Raw genomic sequence first — 20,530 nt, 5'->3', positions numbered from 1 at the left:
GCTTTTTTTCCTGTGGTCACTTTTTAATTTGCCTCGCTGCGTAATGATTGGCCTGAGAAGCCGGTAGGGCTTGGAACATATACTGGACAGCTGCATATACCCCACATGCAAGGAGTATTCCTGCGAGTACATCCAATACAGCATGCTGTTTCGTAAATAGCGTGGAAAGGATAATCAGTGTTCCGAATGCAGTGACACTGGCATACTCCCATTTGTGCTGTTCTTTCCGCTTATGGGCGACGATCATCATGATGAATGTAGTCAGTACATGAATGCTGGGAAGACAGTTGACAGGTTGATCATGACTATAGACGAATCGCATTAAATGGGCAAAGATATCGCTACCCACCACTTCTGGACGCGGGACTGTCGTTTGCCAAAGGCAATATACAAGAAAGCAGAGAAGTTTCCCCGATATCAAACTTCCTAATCCTACGAAATAGTGCTTTCGGTCAACAAAACAATAGTAAATCAGCAATCCATAAATATATGGATACCAAAGTAAATAAGGAACGGCAAACTCTTTAATAAAGGGAATCTCCCCATCTATTATAGTCGTAACATCGACAGCATGACCTGAAGATTGATTGATGATTGAATAGATGGAACTAGTAATCACCAAAAGTAATAAATAATATAACGGGTGAAAGGATAATATGGAATTGTTTTTCATAGCTCGCTCCGACTTTCAATATATTGGTTTTTTTCCAAAGATTATTATACAACATTTTTCACTAGATTAACTCTTTAAATGCTAAAGTTAATGATTCCCATGAACTAGTAAAATGGATATCTCTTACTTTTCATCAGGCCAAGAATACATAACGAAAGCCATGGCATATATACCACGGCTTGAAACTGAAACTTATATGCGGGAAGGCAAAAGTGATTTCCCCCGCTTTCTCTAGATTTTGTTATGGCGTTTTTTCCATACAAACGTTAAGGAAATGAAGATGTAGATGCAAAGTGTAATGAGCGTAACGATTATGGATGTCGTGAAAATGATTCCGATCAGGATCGTTATTAAAGCGATGATCGCAGCCCAAGTCGTATACGGGAACCACTTTACTGAATAGGCACTTGTTTTTTCGGACTGTTGTTTACGTGATTTCAAATGGGCGAAAGCAATGATCAACCAGATGAATAATACGGTATATCCCAGCGAACCCATTAGAAATTCGAAGGTCTTGCTTCCAGCAAATAAGGAAATCAGTACACCGCCATATAAAGCGGAAGTACACATTAATATTGCGGGAACAGGTACTTTCTTCTTGGATAACCGGGAAAAGATTTTCGGAATGCGACCATCCACGGCTTGTGTATACAGAACGCGGGATGAACCATACAACCCGGAGTTCATCGATGAAATGATCGCTAATAAAACAACGGCGTTCATAATATGGTCGGCACCTGGAATACCGATCATTTGAAAGACCATTACAAACGGACTTTCCTGCACCCCGTTCACTTCGTTCCAAGGAATTAAGCTAACGATGATGAAAAAAGGAATGATATAGAAAGAAATGATCCTGACCAATGTACTGCGAACGGCTTTTGGAACCACTTTTTCAGGATTTTTCGTTTCAGCCAATGTGACCCCGATGATTTCCGTACCGCCATATGAATAGATGACCACCAGCATCGCCGTGATCAAACCTGTCGATCCATTCGGAAAGAAACCGCCATGCTCAGTCAAGTTAGAAAAACCGACGGCTGTATGATCACCAAAAGTAACGAGCAGCAACAATAATCCAGCCATGATGAACACAATGATGACGGTAATTTTAATTAAAGCAAGCCAGTACTCCGTTTCAGCAAAAACCTTTACCGACAGCAAGTTAACTGCAGTAACTAAAACCGAAACAGCTAATGCCAGTATCCAGATTGGATACCCAGGCAGCCAATATTGAATGAAAATCGCCGCAACCACTGATTCGGCCGCGATATTCAATACCCACATTTTCCAATAGATCCAATCCAGGAAATAGGCAGGATACGTTCCTAAAATCGATTGGACCAAATCCCTGAATGTTCGTGCACCGCTATTGCGGACCGCCATTTCAGCTAAACCTTGCATGATGAATAATAGGATGATGCCTCCTATCAAGTACGCAATGATTACGGAAGGGCCTGCCATATCAATGGCTGAACTGCTTCCTTTAAATAAACCTGCTCCGATGGCACCGCCTAATGCCATCATCGTAATATGCCTTGAAGTCATTGTCCTCTGTAAATTCCGTTTGTCAGTTTCCATATCCTTACCTCCCAAAAATCAAAAAAAGCATATCGTCTCTTCCTTCATAATCAAATGAAGAAAGAGACGATATGCCTTAAGCTTACCGCGGTACCACTCTTATTGGCTCTTTTAAGAACCCTGCTTTAAGAACCTTGTAACGAAGGTCAATCGTTAAAACAAAAGAATAGAGTAATTCCTATCTTTCGCTTTACCACTCCCAGGCAAGTTCAAAGTATCATTGGACTGCGTTGCACCAACCCGCAGCTCTCTTTACCGAATAATGAGCTTTTACTACTCCTGATCATTGCGTTTCAAAAATTATATCTGAATATTTTTAATAATATCCCATACTATACGGACTCGAAGTAAATTTGTCAATAACTTTCTTAGGATAATATTTTCAAAGAAACAAATCATGGGAAATCGAGTTGAGCCAGCCATATGAAATCCGTAAAATACTATATAAAATAAAGTGGATGTTCTACTGAGGAATTGCTGTTTCACGGTTTAATGATTCTGTTTCTTAAAAGTATAATAGAGTTAAAAGTGAAAGAGGGTTATTCAAGATGATTGGTCATGAACCTAAAGAGTTATTAAGAACTCTTCTAAATTAAAATTACCGGAATATCTGAGCAAGTCATTTTAGATTTTGCAAACGGTGAAAATATTCAATCCACGGTAACTCAAACAGAAATGATGGACCTAATAGATTTAGTAGGCCTTTTAGTCATCGGGGTGCCTTCAACCGATGAAAATGAAAGGGTCTCCGCCATAACTCAAGCACTGAACAATGAATTGGGTATACCAGTGGAGACGATTTCCTTATTCTCTAATCTTGAGTGTGAAGATATCGAAGAATTCATGAAAGAAATGATTCTCTGTCCATTGAGAAAAGATACAACCTTGCAGTCACAGTCCTTTTTATTGGCTTGCTCCGTTATTAAGTCTTCAAGATGACTGACTTTTTGCTTCAATTCCTGCAACTCTTGAATCGCTTTTGAGTCTTGATCCATTAAATACCACCCTCTTCAATTAACAATAAATGTTTATTCTATCATTTTCATCCATTTTTTAAAAGTGAGATTAACTATTTTCCGGCAAACCTCCTTTCTTAAGTAATAACACCCAAGTAAAGAGGATTCTCTACAAAATCTCTTTTTTTTAGATGAATCACATTAGACTTTTATCTTTAAAAGGGTACAAGAAGAATTCGTATGGAGGTTTTTCGAAAAAAATCAGGCGATGCTTACGAGGGCCAACAAGGATTCAGAAGGTAAAAAGAAAAACAGCCCTATGGCTGATTTCCCGATTACATTAGGTATGGCGGCACGGCTAAAATCAGAATGTTTGTAAGCCGCTAAATTTAGTAAGTACAAGTTTTTAGCCTTTACACTTAAAAGGAATAAAGGATTATTCCTTTTCATCTTTATACCAAAAATTCTCACTAACTGAGAAAGAAGTTTCGATATTTCGAACGGCATGCCACCAATTTTTAGGTGTGTACATTAATTCTCCAGAAAACTGTTCCACAATGTAGGGCTTGGTATATTTGAAATTCGGATCCTCCTTTAAATTCAAATCGAATAAATCATGCTTAAATTCTTTCACATACTCAGTATCATCAGGACTGAAAAAAATCCATTTTTTTTGGCCAAATACTACTGCATTCCAATTATGTGATTCCTCAAAGTCCTGGTGTATTGGGGTTCCTGTTCCAACCGAACCTAGGAAAATCCATTTTAATTTCTTGTTATTTTTAGTCTTGATTGTATTATGGTTGAATAGAGATGGGGTTTCAAAATAACTCTCTAAATCCTCATTGCCCATGATGGAAAAGGGCCAGTCACAATACAATTTTTCGGGGTTATCATTTAAAATACCTATGAATTTACCAAGTTTTGATTTGTAAAATTTTTTTTCTTGATCGTATCCTGATTTCCTTATGATGATTTCCCTTTCTCCATAATTATACTGTAGATAGTCTGGATCCCAGTCCCTAGAAGGCCATAAATCTACTAATCCAGTTATTATTAGTGGCTTTTTCCCCGCATAATTTTCCTCAAAATTCGTTAGTGATAATTGTTTATAGTGTATCTTTTCTATCAATTCGCTCATCCTTTCAGAGTACGGGATAAAGTGTTAGATTTTCAAAATGAATATGAGGTGAACCTTGGGTGACGCTAAGATTATTTTCACCATTCTTATTACAACCGAAAACCGGATTAAAGAAAAGCAGTTCATTGCTAAGGGACTTAATAGCTTTAGCTGAATCAAGTTTGTTTCCTTTAATATCAAATCTTCTAAGTATTTTATTGGTTATTTTCCCATTTTTAATGACCAAACCATATGATGGACGGATTACAAAATTCAAACCAAGTGATCCCCCACCCCAGGCACCTCTGCAATAAATACCATTGTCGATTCCTGAAATTATCTCCTGTACTTCCATATTGCCAGAATCCAAATAAGTTGTTGACATTCTGGGCATCGCAAGTGAAGATAAGCCAACGCTTCTTGCATTACAGGAAGATTGTAAGCCTAGGAGCTTACAAGTGTTTGCATTATGCATCAAACCTATGTTTATCCCGTCCTTTATTAAGTGAGTCCTAAATGTTTCATTCTGTTCCGCATCCAATAAATAACTACCATTTTGCCCAGGAATGGTCGGGTCATCGAATACGTTAATTTTATATTCTGACCACTTGTATCCCATCGTTATTCCATTTGGCTTTAAATACTCTAGGTAATTATCTGCTTCTAAAGTATGACCAAAACATTCGTGTACATAATGAGATCCAGTCCATGGCTCAAGCACAATTTGTGTTTCAATCTTGCGTTCAAGTTGCTGACCATATATAGCAGCTTCTACTTCCGCTAAAATAACTTCAAAATGATCCATTAATTCAGAACATGGTGACTTATTAGTTCTTGTTTGCCATAACACTGGAATAATAGATGTTGAAGTCTCTATTAAAATCATGATAAGGATGGAATACTTTAATTCATTACAGCTTAATCCAATACGAAGTTTAAAAGACTTCCAATGCCTTAAGTGATCATAGCTATCCCGTTCAATGAATTTTAAACAATGATTTAATTCTTCTTGAAGAAACTTATTCTTTTCTTTATCGCACCTTGGTGAAACGACCCCTTCAACAGTTGAATCATATGATATTAAATATTCATTGTTCATGGTTTCGTATCAGCTCGACTAATTACTGATTGCGAAGGGTCGTAATGGATCTTGCCATCAAAATCCAATAATTTCATTCCTAGTTTTGATGCGAATACTTCACCCAATATATAACCCTCTATTCTCATAGGTAATAATTCGATGCACTCTTTTGATAAACCATATCCTTTTTGATACAGCTCCAAACGAAGGCAACAAATTAAACGTAATATTAGGCCATGTGCCTCGATGGTATCCACTATATTTCCAGTTTTACTAAACCAATTTAAAGCCTCTTCATAATTACTATCCTTGAAAAAGTGAATGCCTAAAACATAGGCAGCCCAATATGAATCATCACCTGTTTTAGTCGCTATTTGATAGCAATTCTTAGCAAGTTCAATTTCACCAGACTGGGTATAGAGAATCGATTTCAATTTCCACCCTATTGCTCCTAATGGTCTCAATTCAAAGTTTAATTCATCTATTTCTGCTAGACTCAACTTTTTATTTGATGAAATTTTCTCCATCGTTACCTTCGGGGAAAATTTATCTTCCTTGGAATATACAATTTTCCTCCCCATTTGCCCGGCTATATATTCCCCCATCCACCTGAAACTTTCAGGTAGAAACCCACTTTTGATAGAATAGGTCATTGTTTTCACTTGATTAAAGAGGCCGAGATCGTTCAATACATTTAAGGTTTCGTCTATATCATTCGATAAATCATTAGTCTTGGGATCATAAAAATAATCCAAATCGATATCTACAATAACCTGTTCATTAATTATGAATTCTCGCAGATATTCAATAGTTGTGACATGTAACTCAATATTATTTAATTGTACAGAAGCAGAATTTTTTCCGTTTCTAAAGCTTGATATGAATTCTTTTCCATGGTTGGGTACAAGGGATAAAAGCCCCCAAAGTAAATCACTAAACCCTTTTTCTCCCAACATCCGAGGGTATACCCATATAATTTTCCGAAAAAGACCCTCTTGTATTGCAGCGTACAAAAAGTCATCAATCCCATAAGAATATCTTCCATCTTCCCTACAAGGAGTATCTTTTTTCAACTCATCAATGCAAAGACCCTCTTTAATGAACTGACTGATTCTTTTCATTTTTGAATTTTCTATGAACTTTAAATCTAAGTGTTGATCAAAATAAACCAAGGTACTATTCCTAGGAACTTCATTTACCCAATATGAAAATACCTCACTATGTTCCTCATATACATATATTTTATCCATCATTCTTGATTAATCCTAAGTTTAGAATCCAATCTATCTGGTCTTGTTTGAACTTTTGTTGGCGGTTTATTTCCCTTGAACCTCCTATTTCTACCATTTCTAATATACTTGGATGAATGGGGCCCCTAATTAAATTTCTTTCGGTCGCTGCATAAAGCCATATAACCTTTTCGGAATCACTAGCTACTTTTTTTCCACTTAGTGCCTCGGCTATTTCTTTGGAATATGTTTGGTACGCATAGTAAATATGACCATTATTTTTAACCAGGTCACTATCTATTCTGAAAAATGGGTATTTATTGACTGTTAGTATAGATAAAATGGCATTTAAAAATTCGTGTTTTAATAGTAAATGATTATTATCAGCCGCAAGGATAAACTCTTTGTTTTCAGACAAATAATTGTAAAACGCTTCCTCGATACATGTACCTTCCCCTGCATAGGGCAATTCCATGTAACACTCGAAATGTTTGGACGCCAGGAACTTATGCATTAGCAGCGTTATGTCGGTTTCAAGGATTTCTAAAGCCTGAAAAACACCGGGAAAAGAAGTTCTTAAACCACCTTTATGTTCGATATTTCCACTCATTAAATTTCTTACAATCGTTGCAGCGGTTGCTACAAGCTCTTCTTTATCTATTGTTTTTATGTGATTTAAATTATCAGCTGATAAATTCAATTCATTAAATTCATCATTTAAAAAGTTATTTCGATATTGGTAATCATATAATAAATTGTAAAGTAACTCGTCTAGCGAATAATTCTTTGGTTTTAAATCATTTGCCATTTTTCAACTGCCTCCTTCATTCTTTGATAATTTTTCTGTGACTTCGGAATTAATATTCCTTCATCTGTATATTTAGGGTCTTCATATGTAATGGCTTTTAAATTAGGGCATAAAGGAAGCAAGTAATCTAAAAGCAGGATTTGTTCATCCATTAAAACTCCATGATGCAGATCTCTGAATTTCCCTTTAATAATTTGACAACCTGAAAGATGCAATTCAAAACAGTTCTCAAAAGGTAATTTTTCTAAACCATTGAACATCTTTTCATTTGTATTCCCTAACAGCCATTGATAACTAAGGATATGACCAATATCTATAGTGATAGGGGAGTTTGTCTCCTCGACCAATGTTCTGAAATACTCAAATCCATTTATTTCCCCAATAAAGAAGTTAGTACCTTCAGTGAATCCAGGAAACTCAACTGAAACTGGAACAGCCAGTTCAGATTGGTATTCGTTTATGTTCTTTATACAAGCTTCCAATCCTGCTGGTGTCATATATGGCGGTAAAGGGAAAGGGACGGTTTTCCCTTTTATTGACCACAGGCCAAGATCTTCTACAATCCATTTTATGTCATATCTTTCTATAATCTTATTTGTGAATTCTATGATTTCTGTTTTTTTGTAATATTCGGTAGCCCCCATATTTAAAATCGTTTGATGGAATGCTCTCGCTTTTAGATGTGGATTGGCTTCGAATAATCTATCATAGGCATCAAAGTAGTCCTCGGCTTTTAACACACTTCTATTTTTCGGTTGAAAAGCAAAGAAAATATAATTGAACTCGTCTTTATAATTTTGAAAAAAGCCTTTCATCTTAAGCGTGATATCGTCATGGTCCCCCTTGCTGGAAAAACCTATATCATCCCCCCAAGGTAAATCCATGCCTAAACCAAGTCCAAGTTTTTCCTTTACATTCGGAAATTTTATTTTCTGATAGACTGTGCTCATTTGAAATTCCTCCTCATAGTTATTTTATTTAAGATTAATCACACCTTTTTCGACAAAATACTCAAGGTACTTTTTATCGTCTGCCTTGCTAATTATCAGTGTGTTTCCGAATACTTCTAAGGATTCTGGCACTAAAAAGATTCTTTGCCATACAAAATCCATGATATACGTTTTATCTAACTGAATGATTTTAGTCCATGGGTTTATCAATAAGGTATTTGAAGTGATATCCTGTCCTTCCGTTTTGTATTTATCAGGAGGAAGCTCATCATTTTTTTGGGGGTTGACATTTTTGTGCAGTTGCAAGAATCTATCCAGCTTTTCTTCAAACGTTTTTCCGTCAGCGTATTGAAATGTAGCTCCCATTCTACCCATCCCATAATTGAGTAATTTGTTTCCTCTTAGATTCTTGCTTGATTGAATATGGATATCAGGATTATTTGTATTTTCATAAATATAGGTACCTGGTTCTAAGACGAGCATTTGCATGACGTCGATGCCAATTTTATCTTGATTTTTAAGTAAAAATTCCTCAGAACGTTTAATTTCATCCTCGGTTTCACCAGGTAAGCCACCAATTATAGACATTCGCAGCGTAATGTTGGCATTATGTAAATTATCTATTATCTGTTGATAATTACTAGATTGCACTCCTTTATCCAAGGAATCTAAAATCCTTTGAGAATTGGTTTCATAGCCAACAGACATTAAAATACAACCTAAATTACTTAGTTCAAAACAAAATCCAGCGTCTAACAACACATTCTCAAGACGGTTTCGTGTACTGAATTTAATTTCATAACCTCTAGATTTAAGTATTTTGACTGCATTGACGACAAGCCTCAAATTAGTATTCTCATCTATGAAATTAATTCTATTAACCCCGTAATTATTAATGATATCCTCGCACTCGTTTGCTACTTGTCTTGCCGTTTTCTGCTGATAACTTTTTTCTTTCCTTGATCTATTACCATATGAACAAAAAGTACATCGTCCCCAGTAACACCCCACACATGTAATCAAGGACATATGCACTTCTTCATCTAAATAGTTTTTGTACGGTAAATCAGAAAAATCAGGTGGTAAGGCATCGGTAATCCTATATGCAGACTTAGATGGGATATTTTCAACATTATTCTCATTAAGCCAAACAATATCCGGCACCTTCCCGATTTCGCAATCGTTTTTCAAATACCTGTCTAACATGAATAATGTTTCTTCACCTGCTGATATTCCTAATGAATCCACAAATTGATTTAATCCATTTAGGCTAAAGAAAGATGATTGACGAATCATGATTTGTTGCCCACCCAGAATAATGTGGGTAGTAGGGGAAAGTTCTCTAATCCACTTGCATATTAAAAGGGAAGGTAATATTTGGCTATAGTATGCAATAGAAAGCGCGAAGATTTTGGGCTTATCGTTAAGAATTTTTTCTTTGATATTTTCGTATAAAACCTTTGTTGGCATATCACTTTTTTTCCAACTAAAATCCCTTACCAATTCAAGGATTTCTTCCAATGAGGTAATCTCAAGTTTTAAAAACGAATTTACTAGTAATAGTTCTATGCCTTGTCTCACCAACCGAACATCATACTTCAATGAATCAGGAGATCTTTTCTCAATAAATACATTATTGTAAAGTTGCTTTTGTTCTTTGAATAAGTATTTAGCCATTTCGACTTTATATATCAATTTTAAGTCTTTATTTCCGTTTTCATTGATGCTCACATATTCAGCTAAACAATCTTCACTAAAGAGGGTATGGCATAATTCAATATTTAAATCAATTTGACTTACACTCATTCCCTTGTTCCTCAAAAAACTAGTAATCATAGGTAAACTTAAATATGGAAAGAGCCTGGCTTCAGTTAGAGGAGGAAAAACTATCATAGCATCTGAATTTTCCATCTAAAGAAATTCTCCTTTTATTTATCCAAAGAGAGTGCTAGTTTCTTTAAAAGCTAACACTCTCTTTGAATCACCATTATGGATTAGGATCTAACTTATTTTTCTGCGTCCGACACTGTACTGAAACGGAATGCATGAAACGCGCTACCCACTTCTAGCTCTTTAGCTTCGATTACTTCAAGGTTTTCCACTAGCTTTTCCGCTTGTGTATTTTCCACTTGCTTAGTCATATGTTTCACCTCCTTAACATCTGCAATGGATTGCCTGTAACTTCTAGGCTCTAATCTATTTTTCTGTGTCCGACACTGTACTGAAACGGAATGCATGAAATGCACTACCCACTTCTAGCTCTTTAGCTTCGATTACTTCAAGGTTTTCCACTAGCTTTTCCGCTTGTGTATTTTCCACTTGCTTAGTCATATGTTTCACCTCCTTAACATTTGCACTGGATTGCCTGTAACTTCTAGGCTCTAATCTATTTTTCTGTGTCCGACACTGTACTGAAACGGAATGCATGAAATGCACTACCCACTTCTAGCTCTTTAGCTTCGATTACTTCAAGGTTTTCCACTAGCTTTTCCGCTTGTGTATTTTCCACTTGCTTAGTCATATGTTTCACCTCCTTTAAATCACTTCAAAGCTGTCTCTTCTTGGCATATTTCACTTTCAGCTAAACGAGAATTATACTTCTTCTTTCAAAGACAATTTTATATTGCTCTTTAGAAGCCTTTTATCATAAATGACTGTTCCTATAGCCACCAAATATAATCCTATACAAATGAATAACACGTATGAAAAACCAACTTGGGAAAAGTCACCTTTGTCAGTGCCATAGTCCAATAAAGTGTTGAATACCCCCGCCGCGAAAGCCCCAGTTCCAAACTGCACCATCTGGAATAAACCCATATAAACCCCTGTTTCTTCCTCAGGAACGGACATCATAGCAATTTTATTTTGTGTGGGCATGGAAATGACACCGGCCAATCCAAAAAGGAGAAATGCAAATATAAAGAAAATTAAGCTGCCATTAAACATTGTCAAAGTAAGGTTTACCATTCCAATTATGGAAATCGAAATAGATAAAAGTAAAAGGTTTCTATTGTCTTTTAAATCTGCAAGTTTACCTGCATACCCAGATAACAAAACGGCCAGTATCGAATCTGCCATAATGATATAGCCAACAATATCTGGTTGAATATTGTGTATATCCCGCATGTAACTTGGAATGTAAAGCACTATTACATTTGTGATGGTAAAAAGAACGAATATTCTAATAATTGAAGAGATAAAAATGGTGTTTTTTATTGCCTTTCTTGGAAGCAAAGAAGTATTTCCGTGGTTTGCCCGTTCATAAAATATAAATAAAATTAAACTTAATATCGTAACAGCAATAGAAAGTGACCGTTCCACTAAACTAATTTCATCGTTGAATATGAATTGAAAACTGATTACCATAACTAGTAAAGCCAAACTGTTTTTTAAAGGTAAATGAAGGTTTGCCGTGATTCTTTTTTTTGACTTGGGAGTTACCATTAATACAAGAATTAAGGATATGCAACTTATGATAATCAATACTCCAAATATCATTTGCCAAGAGTAATATTTTATTACCAAACCACCAGCAGCTGGTCCAATAAGTGAGGCAGTCGCTAAAACTCCGGAAAACCATCCAAAAGCCCACCCTAACTTATTATCCTTAAAACTTTGCCTAATCAATAATACCTGTGCCGGTACTACCATTGCATCTGCAATTGCCTGAAGCGTCTGATAGAGCAAAAACAAATTCCAATTATTTGTGGTTCCACTAAGAATGGTAGATGCGATAAATAGCGATAGGCCAAATATCAACAATTTTCTTGCGCCTAACCTATCCCCCACTTTACCAAAAAGCGGAATGAGAAATGCGAAAAAAGAAAAGAATAGAATATTTCTAACTTGAAGTGTGGAATAAGAAATATTAAAAAAGTCTACAAGATTAGGGAACGCAATCGTCAACATGGACGTAGACATCACACTAGCTATAACACATGAAGAAATGGTTATAATCAATAATTGATCTTTACTTATTTTCATATAAATAATCCTTTTTTTATTTATTTTATTTAAATTCGCCTTTAGGCACATTCCTTTTTAACATAGGACGATATTGGTATTTAAATCTTAATGCTGATTCGGCAGATCATTTATTATAGGCCGATCATCTACAGCCAAATTGACGCTTGAATCGAATTGTAAAACCATCGCTAGCGTTAATAGAATGGAGAACCCAGATACTAATATTTTATTCATATACCCTAACCTCCTGATATTGATCGATACAACTAGTATAAACCATCCAGATATGGTACATTTTTCTTGTATCACTGCTACAGAGTATTTTTTTCGATATTTTTTTGGTGTTTCCAATGAAATACATAAAAAAATATAAAAGTATTTATATTTTGAGGAGTTGGTAAAATGGATGCAAGTATTCCTTTTAAGCTCGGAAATGTTCTCTACACTTTAAGAAAAAGGTCAGGCATAACACAAAAAGTCATGGCAGAGGGAATCATTACTCAAGCACAACTAAGCAACATAGAGAAGGGGAAAGTCATTCCATTAGCGACTACTTTATATGAGCTCTCATTACGTTTAGGTATCAGCATTGAAGATATACTTTTAGAAACTTATTCAGACCGAATGGAATATAGTGAGGAAGTGAAATCTCAAGTCAGGGTTTCTATTAGAAATAGAGAGTATCGGCAGGTAAAACGGATTCTCGAAGCAGAACAATACCATGCAGATTTCCAGTCACCTATCAATAAACAATTCATCCTCTGGCATTTGGGGATCGTAGCATATTATTGTGATAATGATAGATTGAAATCCCTAGATTTTTTAGATCAAGCATTAGACTTATCTACTCATTTTCATATTTTTTCTGCTCAAAGAATAGAAATTTTGAATAGCAAAGCCATTATTTATAACGAAATTGCTGAATATAAAAAGTCAATTGCCTCTTATAAAGATGCCCTTAAGCAATTTCAACAACTTCCCAAAACCTCAATGAACTATAGAATTAAAGTCCGGATTCATTACGGATTGACAAAATCTTTACATAAGGACGCACAATATTATGAATCTATAAAAATTTGCTCTGATGCTATTCAAATTTTAATCCGAGAAGAATCTATGTACCTTTTGGGAGAAGTTTTATATCAGCGTGCCCAATCCTTGCAGTCACTGAACAACATGGAAAGTGCCACAAAAGGGTATGAAGAGGCAAGGAATATATTCTTATTGCAGCAGAATTACGAATTTGAGAAAGTCGTTCAGGAAAGACTGTATGAGATAAAGAAATCTCTTAAAGTGTATAAAGATTGAAGAATTCACTTAGCAAAACATGCTGTACTTTTTTTGGTTAGTTTAATGTCACTGATACATTCTAAATAATTTTTTTAGAGAATATGTCCGTCTTGGAACGTAAAAAGCCTGCATATCATTATTACCGATAAGCAAGCATGATAGTTAAGGAATACGGTTATTTATATTTTCAATTAAAAATAGCCAAGATTTATCAAGGTACACAATAACCCGTATTAAAAAAAATCCCAATAACTACCTTTCCAACTCATTCAGATAGGCGTCATGAACAGGACTAATAAAAGAAACCTACCTTATTCAAGCTGGAAAGCAAAGGATAGCATAGGGGGTCCCTATCTATATTCCTCGATGTCATGAATTTTGAAAGGCATCCTACCCTCATGGGTCCAGAACCTCTTGAAACCAACTCTATCATTCTATTTTTAATCCATAAAATTAAAACTATTTTTTCAAATTCTGTCATCAATGTTACAATAACAGGGTTGAAATCAATCCATTCTATAGAACACGTGAGGTATCATACTTTTTATGAAAGCATTACGATTATTAAAGAGTTTTAACTTTTTATATTTTGGACTGCTTGCCATTTTCATTCCGTTTCTCCCAGTCTATCTGGCTGATCAAGGTTTGCGTCCAGCCCAAATCGGATTCATCATCGGTACAGGTGGTTTTGTCACCCTCATCACCCAGCCTTTATGGGGAATGATCAGCGACAAAACAAGGACTATACGAAAAGTCCTGTTATTACTCATCTTTTTCTCGAGCGTAATCGGTTATTTCCTCTATGATTCCAGCAGTTATCTCCAGCTCATCCTGTTTGCCATGCTGCTATATTTCTTTCTGATGCCGATCGATCCCCTGACGGAAAGCCTCAATTTTACGATTGCAGAGAAATCCGGGATCAGCTACGGTTCCATCCGGACATATGGTGCATTGGGTTATGCGGTCATATCGCTGATCACCGGCTATGTTATGTCATATTTCGGAGCGAACAGCCTTGCCTTCCTTTTTGCGGGCATAGGTTTGATCAGTTTCATTGTAAGCTGGATGATGCCTGATGCACCCGTTTCAGGGAAACCTGTCACCTTAAGCAGCCTTAAGCATTTTTTCAGCAATAAAGAGACGCTTCTCTTTCTGTTATTGGTCTTTATCTGTGCTGTTCCAGCAAGGATGAACGATACTTTCCTCGGAGTGTATATCCGGGAACTTGGAGGAAGTGCCAAGCTTGTAGGCTTGACCTGGTTCTTAGCGGCGGGAAGTGAAATCGTTGTATTCGCCCTAAGCTTCTGGTGGCTGCGCAAAGGTAAGGAAATCATCATCATTTCGTTTGCAGCAGCGTTTTTCTTTATCCGTTATTTCGTCTCTGCGTGGATTACCGATCCGCAGCTATTAGCTTATTTGCAAGTCATGCAGCTATTGACTTTCCCGATTTTCTACTCGGCAGCCATCCAATATCTGTATCGGATCGTTCCTGTGGAATGGCGTGCCACAGGCCAGACCGTACTGGCGCTGCTATTCTTCGGGGTTTCGGGAATCATTGCTTCTTATATAGGCGGAGCCATATATGGGGCTTTCGGCGGCAAGACCCTTTACCTGTTCATCTCCTCCATCTCCTTTATAGGAATGGTATTCGCTTTGGTTCTTTATCGGGTATACGGCAAGAGGCTCGATACCGCAGAGGAAGCTGTATAATCCAAAAAAACGTATAAAAAAGAGCATGTTTTGATTAAAACATGCTCTTTATGCATTCCGTTAGCGAAATAAAGGGGCAACCGTTAACATTAGCACAGAGAAGCAAAGCAGGATAGCAGTTGCCCTGTTTGAGAGTTTACTTGTCCGTCATTTTTATAGAACCCTGAAAATTGAAGCGGTTTTTATAGAGTACATAAAGTAATGGAAAAATTGCCATACCAACAATCCATCCGCCCGTGGTATTCTCTACGGTTATTCCAAAAATCGCATAGATTGAATTAATGATGAACCCGATTATCATTCCAATAACAAATAGTGATTAGACGAAACAATTCTAAGATAACTCTTAACATCATTTCACCGGCTTTCTGCCTGCTTTCCCGTTAACCGTAAAAAAAGGCTGCAATCAGCAACCTTGAAAGAACTTTTACAGGATGGTTAATTATCCAAATATCATAATTTTGGTAAATAGACGCTCTTTACTCTTCTTCTTGAACAAGCGAATGCTTAAATGCGTAAATCACTGCTTGCGTGCGGTCCTGCACGGCAAGCTTACTTAATATATTGCTGACATGTACTTTGGCAGTTTTCAGGGCTATGTATAATTCATCCGCAATTTCCTGATTCGTTTTCCCTTTTGTCATCAGCAGCAAAATTTCCATTTCGCGGTTTGTCAATTGATCATGAAGCTGGGTACTCTTTGGGCGACGCAGCTTTTCCATCATTTTTCCCGTCACTTCAGGTTCAAGTACGCTTTGACCCTGGAAAGTGGAACGGACGGCTCTCGCAATTTCGCTGGCCTTTGATGTTTTCAACATATAGCTCGTCGCTCCGGCTTCCAATGCCGGGTACACTTTTTCATCATCCAGGAAGCTTGTCACGATGATGATCTTTGCTTCTGGCCATTTTTCAATAATTCGTTTCGTCGCTTCTATGCCGTCCATTTCCGGCATCACCAAATCCATCAAAATGATATCCGGACGCAATTCCATTGCCAGTTCGACAGCTTTCAAGCCATTGTCCGCTTCCCCGATCACTTCGATATCCGACTGTGCGGATAAATAAGCCGATACCCCTATCCTTACCATTTCATGGTCATCGACAAATAATACTTTAATCATCATGATCACCTCCAGCATTTAATAATGGGATTTTCACTTCAAGTTTCGTTCCTTTATTCGGAACGCTTACAAGTTGCATCGTTCCGCCTAATTCAACAGCCCGTTCATGCATGTTTTGCAGACCATATGATCCCGTTTTCGACTCCTCGACGTTAAAACCGATGCCGTCATCCGTTATTCGTAAAATGATCATCCCATCACGAACAATCAGTAGCACTTCAAGCGAGTTCGCTTTTGCATGTCTCAGTGTATTGGAAATAGATTCTTGTAATATCCGAAACAGATGGTCCTCAATCCCCTTATCCAGAGTGACAGGCTCCATTTTCCAATTTATATCCATCGTCACTTTTTGGGCCAATTCCAAAAGGAGCTCCTTCATTCCTTCATGTAAAGATTTTCCCTTTAATGCAACAGGTCTCAAGTGAAGCAATAACGCCCTCATCTCAAGCTGGGATTGATGGATCATTTCTTCCACTACCTTGAATTGTTTCATTTCCGTTTTTTCCATATCGGATTGTGATTCGGTGATGGCCGACATGAACATCGAAGCGGCAAACAATTGCTGGCTCACCGAATCATGCAGTTCCCGCGCCAAACGGTTTCGTTCCTGGGAAACGATTTCCTGGATCTGTTTCTCCTGATCAATGGCCTTTTCATTCGCCATTTTTTGTGATAATTTTGTCTGCTCATTGATTTGCCTATGGATTAGATGCATCCGTTCCACCATTTTAGCCATCTCTTGGACCGGATACGTATCCTGTTGCGAAGGTAAGCGGCCCTGTTCAAGTAAATGAAGCCCTTCATCCACCCTTTCCAGCTGCCTCTTCCAAAACATTCCCGAAACGACTCCATAAATCAATCCTACCGTAATGACCAGACTTGGCAGGAATATGACGAAGGGTAACCCCATGACCACTTTCTCCCACAATAAACTCCAGTCGGATAAAGGAAAGATGAAGAAAACCGCCGCTGGCAAGGCAAGGGAAAGAACGAAAGAAACACCAAGGGCAGTCAATATCTGCCGTGTCATTATGCTCATACCCGCTTCACCTCTAAATCCCCAACTAAGATTGAAGTGATGATATGAACCTTGTGATCCGTTTCATTGAACCCTTCCGTTTGGTAAGAATAAATTTGATTAAAGACCCTGGATTCAGGCTTATTTTCAAAAATCCGCGCTCTGCCTGCAATGACAGAATGATGGACCCTGATTTCGATTCCATACGGTACAAGCACAGTGATATTGCCAATGATATTCCTGATGGAAATGACAGCGTCGCCTTTCGGTAAAATCGTTTTGCTTAAATCGATAACCGTATCACCGACCCCGCCCTGAACATTCACGGAATTCCATTCATATACATGCTCGGCCGTCTGTTGATGACCGAACAACTTATTTTTAAAAAGGTAATCGGTTTTCAGCAATCGTTCCTTATTGATCTTTTCTTCGTCCGAATCATCATTGGTTAAAATGGGACTGACCCAATCAGGATTCTTTTTGGACTGATAATATAAAAGTAAAAGATAAATGAGGATCGCCATTAGGAAAAATCTAAAGACGAACATATTCAAGACAGTGATGATAAGGGAAATCAACCCTATAAAAAATAGGATTTTCCCGATTGTCCGTTTTGTGAATTTCCTGCCTAAATAGATACATCCTATTGAAAATGCGAGGGAAAAAAGGAGACCTCCACCCGTAAATGAAATCTCTAAAAAAAGCAGGACGACTCCGATGAGAAGTATCCATCCCATATAGTCCGTCTTCATCTTGTTCAACATCGGTTCGCCTCCCCCTGTATATGATCATGATATTCTTAAAAGGCACAGGAACCCGTGCCTTTTAAGAATACCATGAAATTATCACATTCTGACAGCCTGTTTTCCCCCGCCCTCCATTCCAAAAGGCCAGGGGATAACAGCGATGCCTAAAAAAACCTTTACGCTTCTTTCTGTTCCAATTCTTTTTCAAGCTGGACAATCCTGGCATCAATCGTATGCCGATTATAATCAGTATGGACCTGGTGCTCAATGCGATCGATATAATGCTCCATTTCTTCAAACATCGCTACCGGTTTGGCTTCGGAACTGCCACCATCCAAAACCCGATTGATCCGGTTGTTTGCCCGGGCAATATTTTCCCTGCCCATCAGTTCCAGCCGTTTTAGATGCATATCCTTCAGCTTATGCTTCATTTCTTCATATTTCCGTTCCAGTTCAGCCAACTGAACCTCTGCACTTTTATGCGCCTCCTTCAAACTCAGCGCCCGATCTTCATAGTGCAGGCTTTCCTTTACAGCAAATTCCATTAAATCTGTTTCTCCCGACTGCTTAGCAATCTCAGCCTGATGCTTACGTTTTTCAGCTAGATTTTGTGCTTGATTATATTCACGCGTAAACTCATCTTTCAAAAGATATTGACGTTCAAGCAGCTTACCGACCTTTTCTGTCTCCTGCTCACATTGACGCAAATATTGATTTAACATTCCAATTGGATTTTTTTGCTCCTTTTTATCCAACAAGTCGTGAAAATCCGCTGAAATCGTTTGTTTCATTCTTGAAAATAAATTACCCATTCCAATTCCATCCCTTCTATTAGTTCTTATTCAACTCTTTCCACTCTCTTTCAAAATTTGAGAATGGGTCACTTTCTTTCGAAGATGCACTTTCATCATTTTCATTCCATTTTTTATAGACTAGGTAAAGAACATAAGCTGCCACCAATCCCAATATTGCCGGGATATGGGAAATAGAAACGATCAGCACGATAATGGAGACTGATCCCCACGCAATCTTCGCCCCTGTCGATTCGGACTTCATGAACTGCTTGAATCCAAAGTATAGGATCGCCAAGCAAATCGCCAGACTGATCAGTGGACCAACGTTCGCCAGTAACAGGAAAAGTGCGATCAGTCCTACAATAAATAAACCAAATTTCTTCATTGTTTTCGTCCTCCTTTCTATGTTTATATCTTATCTACTTTTACAAGTTCGTATAATGAGCCTTAGCTATATTTTCTAGTAAGACTTAAGGCGTAGACGCTGTAAGTCCGATGCTAATGAGGGCATTTTACTCGTGAGTTTGGGCGTTTCTCTCGTGAGTTTGGCGCTTTACTCAAGAGTTTTGGCGTTTTACTCGTGAATTCTGCGGCTTTACTCGTGAGTTTGGGCAGTTTACTCGTGAATTCTGCGGCTTTACTCGTGAGTTTGGGCAGTTTACTCGTGAATTCTGATGCTTTACTCGTGAGTCTAGTGTTTTTGTTATAAATGCTTAATGCTGTAAACCTTGAATAAAAAAAATCTTCCGATATAACCGGAAGATTGTTGAACTGCCATTATCATTACAAATACAAGCCTTCGACGTAAACTGAGGTGATGGTTTGAGAAATTTCTTCGACAGAACTTTGATGTTCGTTTCGGACAATTTCCCACAGATACATTTCATTTGTGAAAAACCACCCTCTTGCCACAAGCTCATGGTTCAGTTCAGCTCTTGCCAGCCCATTTTGCTGTGCATAGGCGACGTCCTTTGAAATTCGCTGAATGAACTTCATGCGAATCGCTTTCCATTTATCTGAAATAATGGTTGATATCCCAATGGCCTGTTCGAAAACTTGCATCATATTGCGTTCAGCTTCTGCCATTTTCAAAAAAGCGTTAGCTTGTCTGTTTATGATATGTTTTGCTTCGTCTTTTGATTTTGGAAAGAAAGAGGTCTCTGCAATTTCATAGAATTGCTCCATTACATTCTCCATTAATACAATTAACAGATCCTCTTTCCCTTTAAAATGAACATAGGCCGTTCCGTATCCCATGTTGGCCCTTTTGATCATTTGGGAAATAAGCGCAGCTTGATAACCTTCTTCAAGAAATATTTCCTTTGCAGCTTCCAATAGCTTTTGACGTGTCATGATCGAGCGTAAATGCCGTTTATCCCCTACTTTGCCATTCTCCATGCTTATTCCTCCCCTTATCTTCTAGCATAAAGGATTTCCATAAAATAAAAAACATTTGTTGGAAAGATCGATTCAATGTTTATAATTTT

23 protein-coding genes and 1 other annotated feature are annotated in these 20,530 nt (G+C 37.5%); of the genes, 4 read left to right on the top strand and 19 right to left on the bottom strand.

Annotated features, from left to right (window positions below):
• Nucleotides 1–16: 16 nt before the first annotated feature.
• The gene (locus tag Q8G36_RS08580; RefSeq protein ID WP_305159639.1) at nt 17–673 is read right to left on the bottom strand and encodes a phosphatase PAP2 family protein; all 657 of its coding nucleotides are present in this window, start codon (nt 671–673) and stop codon (nt 17–19) included.
• Nucleotides 674–904: 231 nt separating this feature from the next.
• Nucleotides 905–2,254 carry an amino acid permease gene (locus tag Q8G36_RS08575; protein WP_305159638.1) on the bottom strand — a complete coding sequence of 450 codons (1,350 nt, stop codon included), beginning with the start codon at nt 2,252–2,254 and terminating at the stop codon, nt 905–907.
• 59 nt (nt 2,255–2,313) lie between these two features.
• Nucleotides 2,314–2,550 (bottom strand) — a binding site (T-box leader).
• A 295-nt stretch (nt 2,551–2,845) separates the two neighbouring features.
• Here Q8G36_RS08575 and Q8G36_RS29150 point away from each other — a divergent pair.
• Entirely contained in the window at nt 2,846–3,193 is a 348-nt protein-coding gene (locus Q8G36_RS29150; RefSeq protein ID WP_370694027.1) for an HTH domain-containing protein, read from the top strand.
• Between the two features lie 453 nt (nt 3,194–3,646).
• Here Q8G36_RS29150 and Q8G36_RS08565 read toward each other — a convergent pair whose 3' ends face one another.
• The 11 genes from Q8G36_RS08565 to Q8G36_RS08515 all read right to left on the bottom strand — a co-directional run bounded on the left by Q8G36_RS08565 (nt 3,647) and on the right by Q8G36_RS08515 (nt 12,598).
• Nucleotides 3,647–4,342 carry a cupin-like domain-containing protein gene (locus Q8G36_RS08565; RefSeq protein WP_305159636.1) on the bottom strand — a complete coding sequence of 232 codons (696 nt, stop codon included), beginning with the start codon at nt 4,340–4,342 and terminating at the stop codon, nt 3,647–3,649.
• A gap of 13 nt (nt 4,343–4,355) precedes the next feature.
• Nucleotides 4,356–5,429 (bottom strand): TldD/PmbA family protein, encoded by a 1,074-nt coding sequence (locus Q8G36_RS08560; protein ID WP_305159635.1) that lies wholly within the window; start codon nt 5,427–5,429, stop codon nt 4,356–4,358.
• Nucleotides 5,426–6,661: a UPF0489 family protein gene (locus Q8G36_RS08555; protein ID WP_305274998.1), complete on the bottom strand. Its 1,236-nt coding sequence runs from the start codon at nt 6,659–6,661 to the stop codon at nt 5,426–5,428. The genes Q8G36_RS08560 and Q8G36_RS08555 overlap by 4 nt, the downstream gene beginning before the upstream one ends.
• Nucleotides 6,654–7,448, bottom strand: coding sequence for a hypothetical protein (locus tag Q8G36_RS08550; protein ID WP_305159633.1), 795 nt, complete (start codon nt 7,446–7,448; stop codon nt 6,654–6,656). The genes Q8G36_RS08555 and Q8G36_RS08550 overlap by 8 nt, the downstream gene beginning before the upstream one ends.
• Nucleotides 7,433–8,398, bottom strand: a complete 966-nt coding sequence (locus tag Q8G36_RS08545) for a DUF692 family multinuclear iron-containing protein (RefSeq protein ID WP_305159632.1) — start codon at nt 8,396–8,398, stop codon at nt 7,433–7,435. The genes Q8G36_RS08550 and Q8G36_RS08545 overlap by 16 nt, the downstream gene beginning before the upstream one ends.
• Before the next feature lie 24 nt (nt 8,399–8,422).
• Nucleotides 8,423–10,309: a B12-binding domain-containing radical SAM protein gene (locus Q8G36_RS08540; RefSeq protein WP_305159631.1), complete on the bottom strand. Its 1,887-nt coding sequence runs from the start codon at nt 10,307–10,309 to the stop codon at nt 8,423–8,425.
• A gap of 95 nt (nt 10,310–10,404) precedes the next feature.
• Nucleotides 10,405–10,539, bottom strand: a complete 135-nt coding sequence (locus Q8G36_RS08535) for a hypothetical protein (protein ID WP_260286709.1) — start codon at nt 10,537–10,539, stop codon at nt 10,405–10,407.
• A gap of 55 nt (nt 10,540–10,594) precedes the next feature.
• On the bottom strand, nt 10,595–10,729 hold the full coding sequence (locus tag Q8G36_RS08530) for a hypothetical protein (RefSeq protein ID WP_258831800.1): 135 nt from the start codon (nt 10,727–10,729) through the stop codon (nt 10,595–10,597).
• Nucleotides 10,730–10,784: 55 nt separating this feature from the next.
• The gene (locus Q8G36_RS08525) at nt 10,785–10,919 is read right to left on the bottom strand and encodes a hypothetical protein (protein ID WP_258831800.1); all 135 of its coding nucleotides are present in this window, start codon (nt 10,917–10,919) and stop codon (nt 10,785–10,787) included.
• A 71-nt stretch (nt 10,920–10,990) separates the two neighbouring features.
• On the bottom strand, nt 10,991–12,382 hold the full coding sequence (locus Q8G36_RS08520; protein ID WP_305159630.1) for an MFS transporter: 1,392 nt from the start codon (nt 12,380–12,382) through the stop codon (nt 10,991–10,993).
• Nucleotides 12,383–12,469: 87 nt separating this feature from the next.
• Entirely contained in the window at nt 12,470–12,598 is a 129-nt protein-coding gene (locus tag Q8G36_RS08515; RefSeq protein ID WP_285847022.1) for a hypothetical protein, read from the bottom strand.
• Nucleotides 12,599–12,766: 168 nt separating this feature from the next.
• Between Q8G36_RS08515 and Q8G36_RS08510 the strand changes: the two genes are divergently transcribed.
• Nucleotides 12,767–13,672, top strand: coding sequence for a helix-turn-helix domain-containing protein (locus Q8G36_RS08510; RefSeq protein ID WP_305159629.1), 906 nt, complete (start codon nt 12,767–12,769; stop codon nt 13,670–13,672).
• 528 nt (nt 13,673–14,200) lie between these two features.
• Nucleotides 14,201–15,364 (top strand): MFS transporter, encoded by a 1,164-nt coding sequence (locus Q8G36_RS08505; protein WP_305159628.1) that lies wholly within the window; start codon nt 14,201–14,203, stop codon nt 15,362–15,364.
• A 479-nt stretch (nt 15,365–15,843) separates the two neighbouring features.
• Here the strand turns inward: Q8G36_RS08505 and Q8G36_RS08500 are convergent, their stop codons facing one another.
• The 5 genes from Q8G36_RS08500 to Q8G36_RS08480 all read right to left on the bottom strand — a co-directional run bounded on the left by Q8G36_RS08500 (nt 15,844) and on the right by Q8G36_RS08480 (nt 19,428).
• Nucleotides 15,844–16,485 carry a response regulator transcription factor gene (locus tag Q8G36_RS08500; RefSeq protein ID WP_305159627.1) on the bottom strand — a complete coding sequence of 214 codons (642 nt, stop codon included), beginning with the start codon at nt 16,483–16,485 and terminating at the stop codon, nt 15,844–15,846.
• A complete protein-coding gene (locus Q8G36_RS08495) occupies nt 16,478–17,524 on the bottom strand; it encodes a sensor histidine kinase (RefSeq protein ID WP_305159626.1) in 1,047 nt (348 codons plus the stop codon). The genes Q8G36_RS08500 and Q8G36_RS08495 overlap by 8 nt, the downstream gene beginning before the upstream one ends.
• Complete coding sequence (gene liaF / locus Q8G36_RS08490; protein ID WP_305159625.1) at nt 17,521–18,267, bottom strand: cell wall-active antibiotics response protein LiaF; 747 nt, start codon at nt 18,265–18,267, stop codon at nt 17,521–17,523. The genes Q8G36_RS08495 and liaF overlap by 4 nt, the downstream gene beginning before the upstream one ends.
• A 158-nt stretch (nt 18,268–18,425) precedes the next feature.
• Complete coding sequence (locus Q8G36_RS08485; protein ID WP_305159624.1) at nt 18,426–19,061, bottom strand: PspA/IM30 family protein; 636 nt, start codon at nt 19,059–19,061, stop codon at nt 18,426–18,428.
• Nucleotides 19,062–19,080: 19 nt separating this feature from the next.
• Nucleotides 19,081–19,428, bottom strand: a complete 348-nt coding sequence (locus Q8G36_RS08480; protein WP_034309581.1) for a flagellar basal body rod protein — start codon at nt 19,426–19,428, stop codon at nt 19,081–19,083.
• 195 nt (nt 19,429–19,623) lie between these two features.
• Here Q8G36_RS08480 and Q8G36_RS08475 point away from each other — a divergent pair, with 195 nt between their 5' ends.
• Entirely contained in the window at nt 19,624–19,752 is a 129-nt protein-coding gene (locus Q8G36_RS08475) for a hypothetical protein (protein ID WP_305159623.1), read from the top strand.
• Nucleotides 19,753–19,826: 74 nt separating this feature from the next.
• On the opposite strand, the gene Q8G36_RS08470 is transcribed toward Q8G36_RS08475, so the two are convergent.
• The gene (locus tag Q8G36_RS08470; RefSeq protein ID WP_305159622.1) at nt 19,827–20,441 is read right to left on the bottom strand and encodes a TetR/AcrR family transcriptional regulator; all 615 of its coding nucleotides are present in this window, start codon (nt 20,439–20,441) and stop codon (nt 19,827–19,829) included.
• Nucleotides 20,442–20,530: the final 89 nt, after the last annotated feature.

Source organism: Peribacillus frigoritolerans (assembly GCF_030676415.1).
GTDB classification, from domain to species: domain Bacteria; phylum Bacillota; class Bacilli; order Bacillales; family DSM-1321; genus Peribacillus; species Peribacillus frigoritolerans_A.
This window is presented reverse-complemented; position numbering and strand designations above follow the sequence as displayed.

What these genes read in the sequence shown, in the direction of transcription:
- Q8G36_RS08540 (WP_305159631.1), bottom strand. Translation starts at nt 10,309, where the DNA reads ATGGAAAATTCAGATGCTATGATAGTTTTTCCTCCTCTAACTGAAGCC.
- Q8G36_RS08530 (WP_258831800.1), bottom strand. Translation starts at nt 10,729, where the DNA reads ATGACTAAGCAAGTGGAAAATACACAAGCGGAAAAGCTAGTGGAAAAC.
- Q8G36_RS08500 (WP_305159627.1), bottom strand. Translation starts at nt 16,485, where the DNA reads ATGATTAAAGTATTATTTGTCGATGACCATGAAATGGTAAGGATAGGG.
- Q8G36_RS08485 (WP_305159624.1), bottom strand. Translation starts at nt 19,061, where the DNA reads ATGGGTAATTTATTTTCAAGAATGAAACAAACGATTTCAGCGGATTTT.
- liaF (WP_305159625.1), bottom strand. Translation starts at nt 18,267, where the DNA reads ATGTTGAACAAGATGAAGACGGACTATATGGGATGGATACTTCTCATC.
- Q8G36_RS08575 (WP_305159638.1), bottom strand. Translation starts at nt 2,254, where the DNA reads ATGGAAACTGACAAACGGAATTTACAGAGGACAATGACTTCAAGGCAT.
- Q8G36_RS08520 (WP_305159630.1), bottom strand. Translation starts at nt 12,382, where the DNA reads ATGAAAATAAGTAAAGATCAATTATTGATTATAACCATTTCTTCATGT.
- Q8G36_RS08560 (WP_305159635.1), bottom strand. Translation starts at nt 5,429, where the DNA reads ATGAACAATGAATATTTAATATCATATGATTCAACTGTTGAAGGGGTC.
- Q8G36_RS08495 (WP_305159626.1), bottom strand. Translation starts at nt 17,524, where the DNA reads ATGAGCATAATGACACGGCAGATATTGACTGCCCTTGGTGTTTCTTTC.
- Q8G36_RS08525 (WP_258831800.1), bottom strand. Translation starts at nt 10,919, where the DNA reads ATGACTAAGCAAGTGGAAAATACACAAGCGGAAAAGCTAGTGGAAAAC.
- Q8G36_RS08550 (WP_305159633.1), bottom strand. Translation starts at nt 7,448, where the DNA reads ATGGCAAATGATTTAAAACCAAAGAATTATTCGCTAGACGAGTTACTT.
- Q8G36_RS08545 (WP_305159632.1), bottom strand. Translation starts at nt 8,398, where the DNA reads ATGAGCACAGTCTATCAGAAAATAAAATTTCCGAATGTAAAGGAAAAA.
- Q8G36_RS08480 (WP_034309581.1), bottom strand. Translation starts at nt 19,428, where the DNA reads ATGAAGAAATTTGGTTTATTTATTGTAGGACTGATCGCACTTTTCCTG.
- Q8G36_RS08515 (WP_285847022.1), bottom strand. Translation starts at nt 12,598, where the DNA reads ATGAATAAAATATTAGTATCTGGGTTCTCCATTCTATTAACGCTAGCG.
- Q8G36_RS08505 (WP_305159628.1), top strand. Translation starts at nt 14,201, where the DNA reads ATGAAAGCATTACGATTATTAAAGAGTTTTAACTTTTTATATTTTGGA.
- Q8G36_RS08510 (WP_305159629.1), top strand. Translation starts at nt 12,767, where the DNA reads ATGGATGCAAGTATTCCTTTTAAGCTCGGAAATGTTCTCTACACTTTA.
- Q8G36_RS08535 (WP_260286709.1), bottom strand. Translation starts at nt 10,539, where the DNA reads ATGACTAAGCAAGTGGAAAATACACAAGCGGAAAAGCTAGTGGAAAAC.
- Q8G36_RS08555 (WP_305274998.1), bottom strand. Translation starts at nt 6,661, where the DNA reads ATGGATAAAATATATGTATATGAGGAACATAGTGAGGTATTTTCATAT.
- Q8G36_RS08580 (WP_305159639.1), bottom strand. Translation starts at nt 673, where the DNA reads ATGAAAAACAATTCCATATTATCCTTTCACCCGTTATATTATTTATTA.
- Q8G36_RS08470 (WP_305159622.1), bottom strand. Translation starts at nt 20,441, where the DNA reads ATGGAGAATGGCAAAGTAGGGGATAAACGGCATTTACGCTCGATCATG.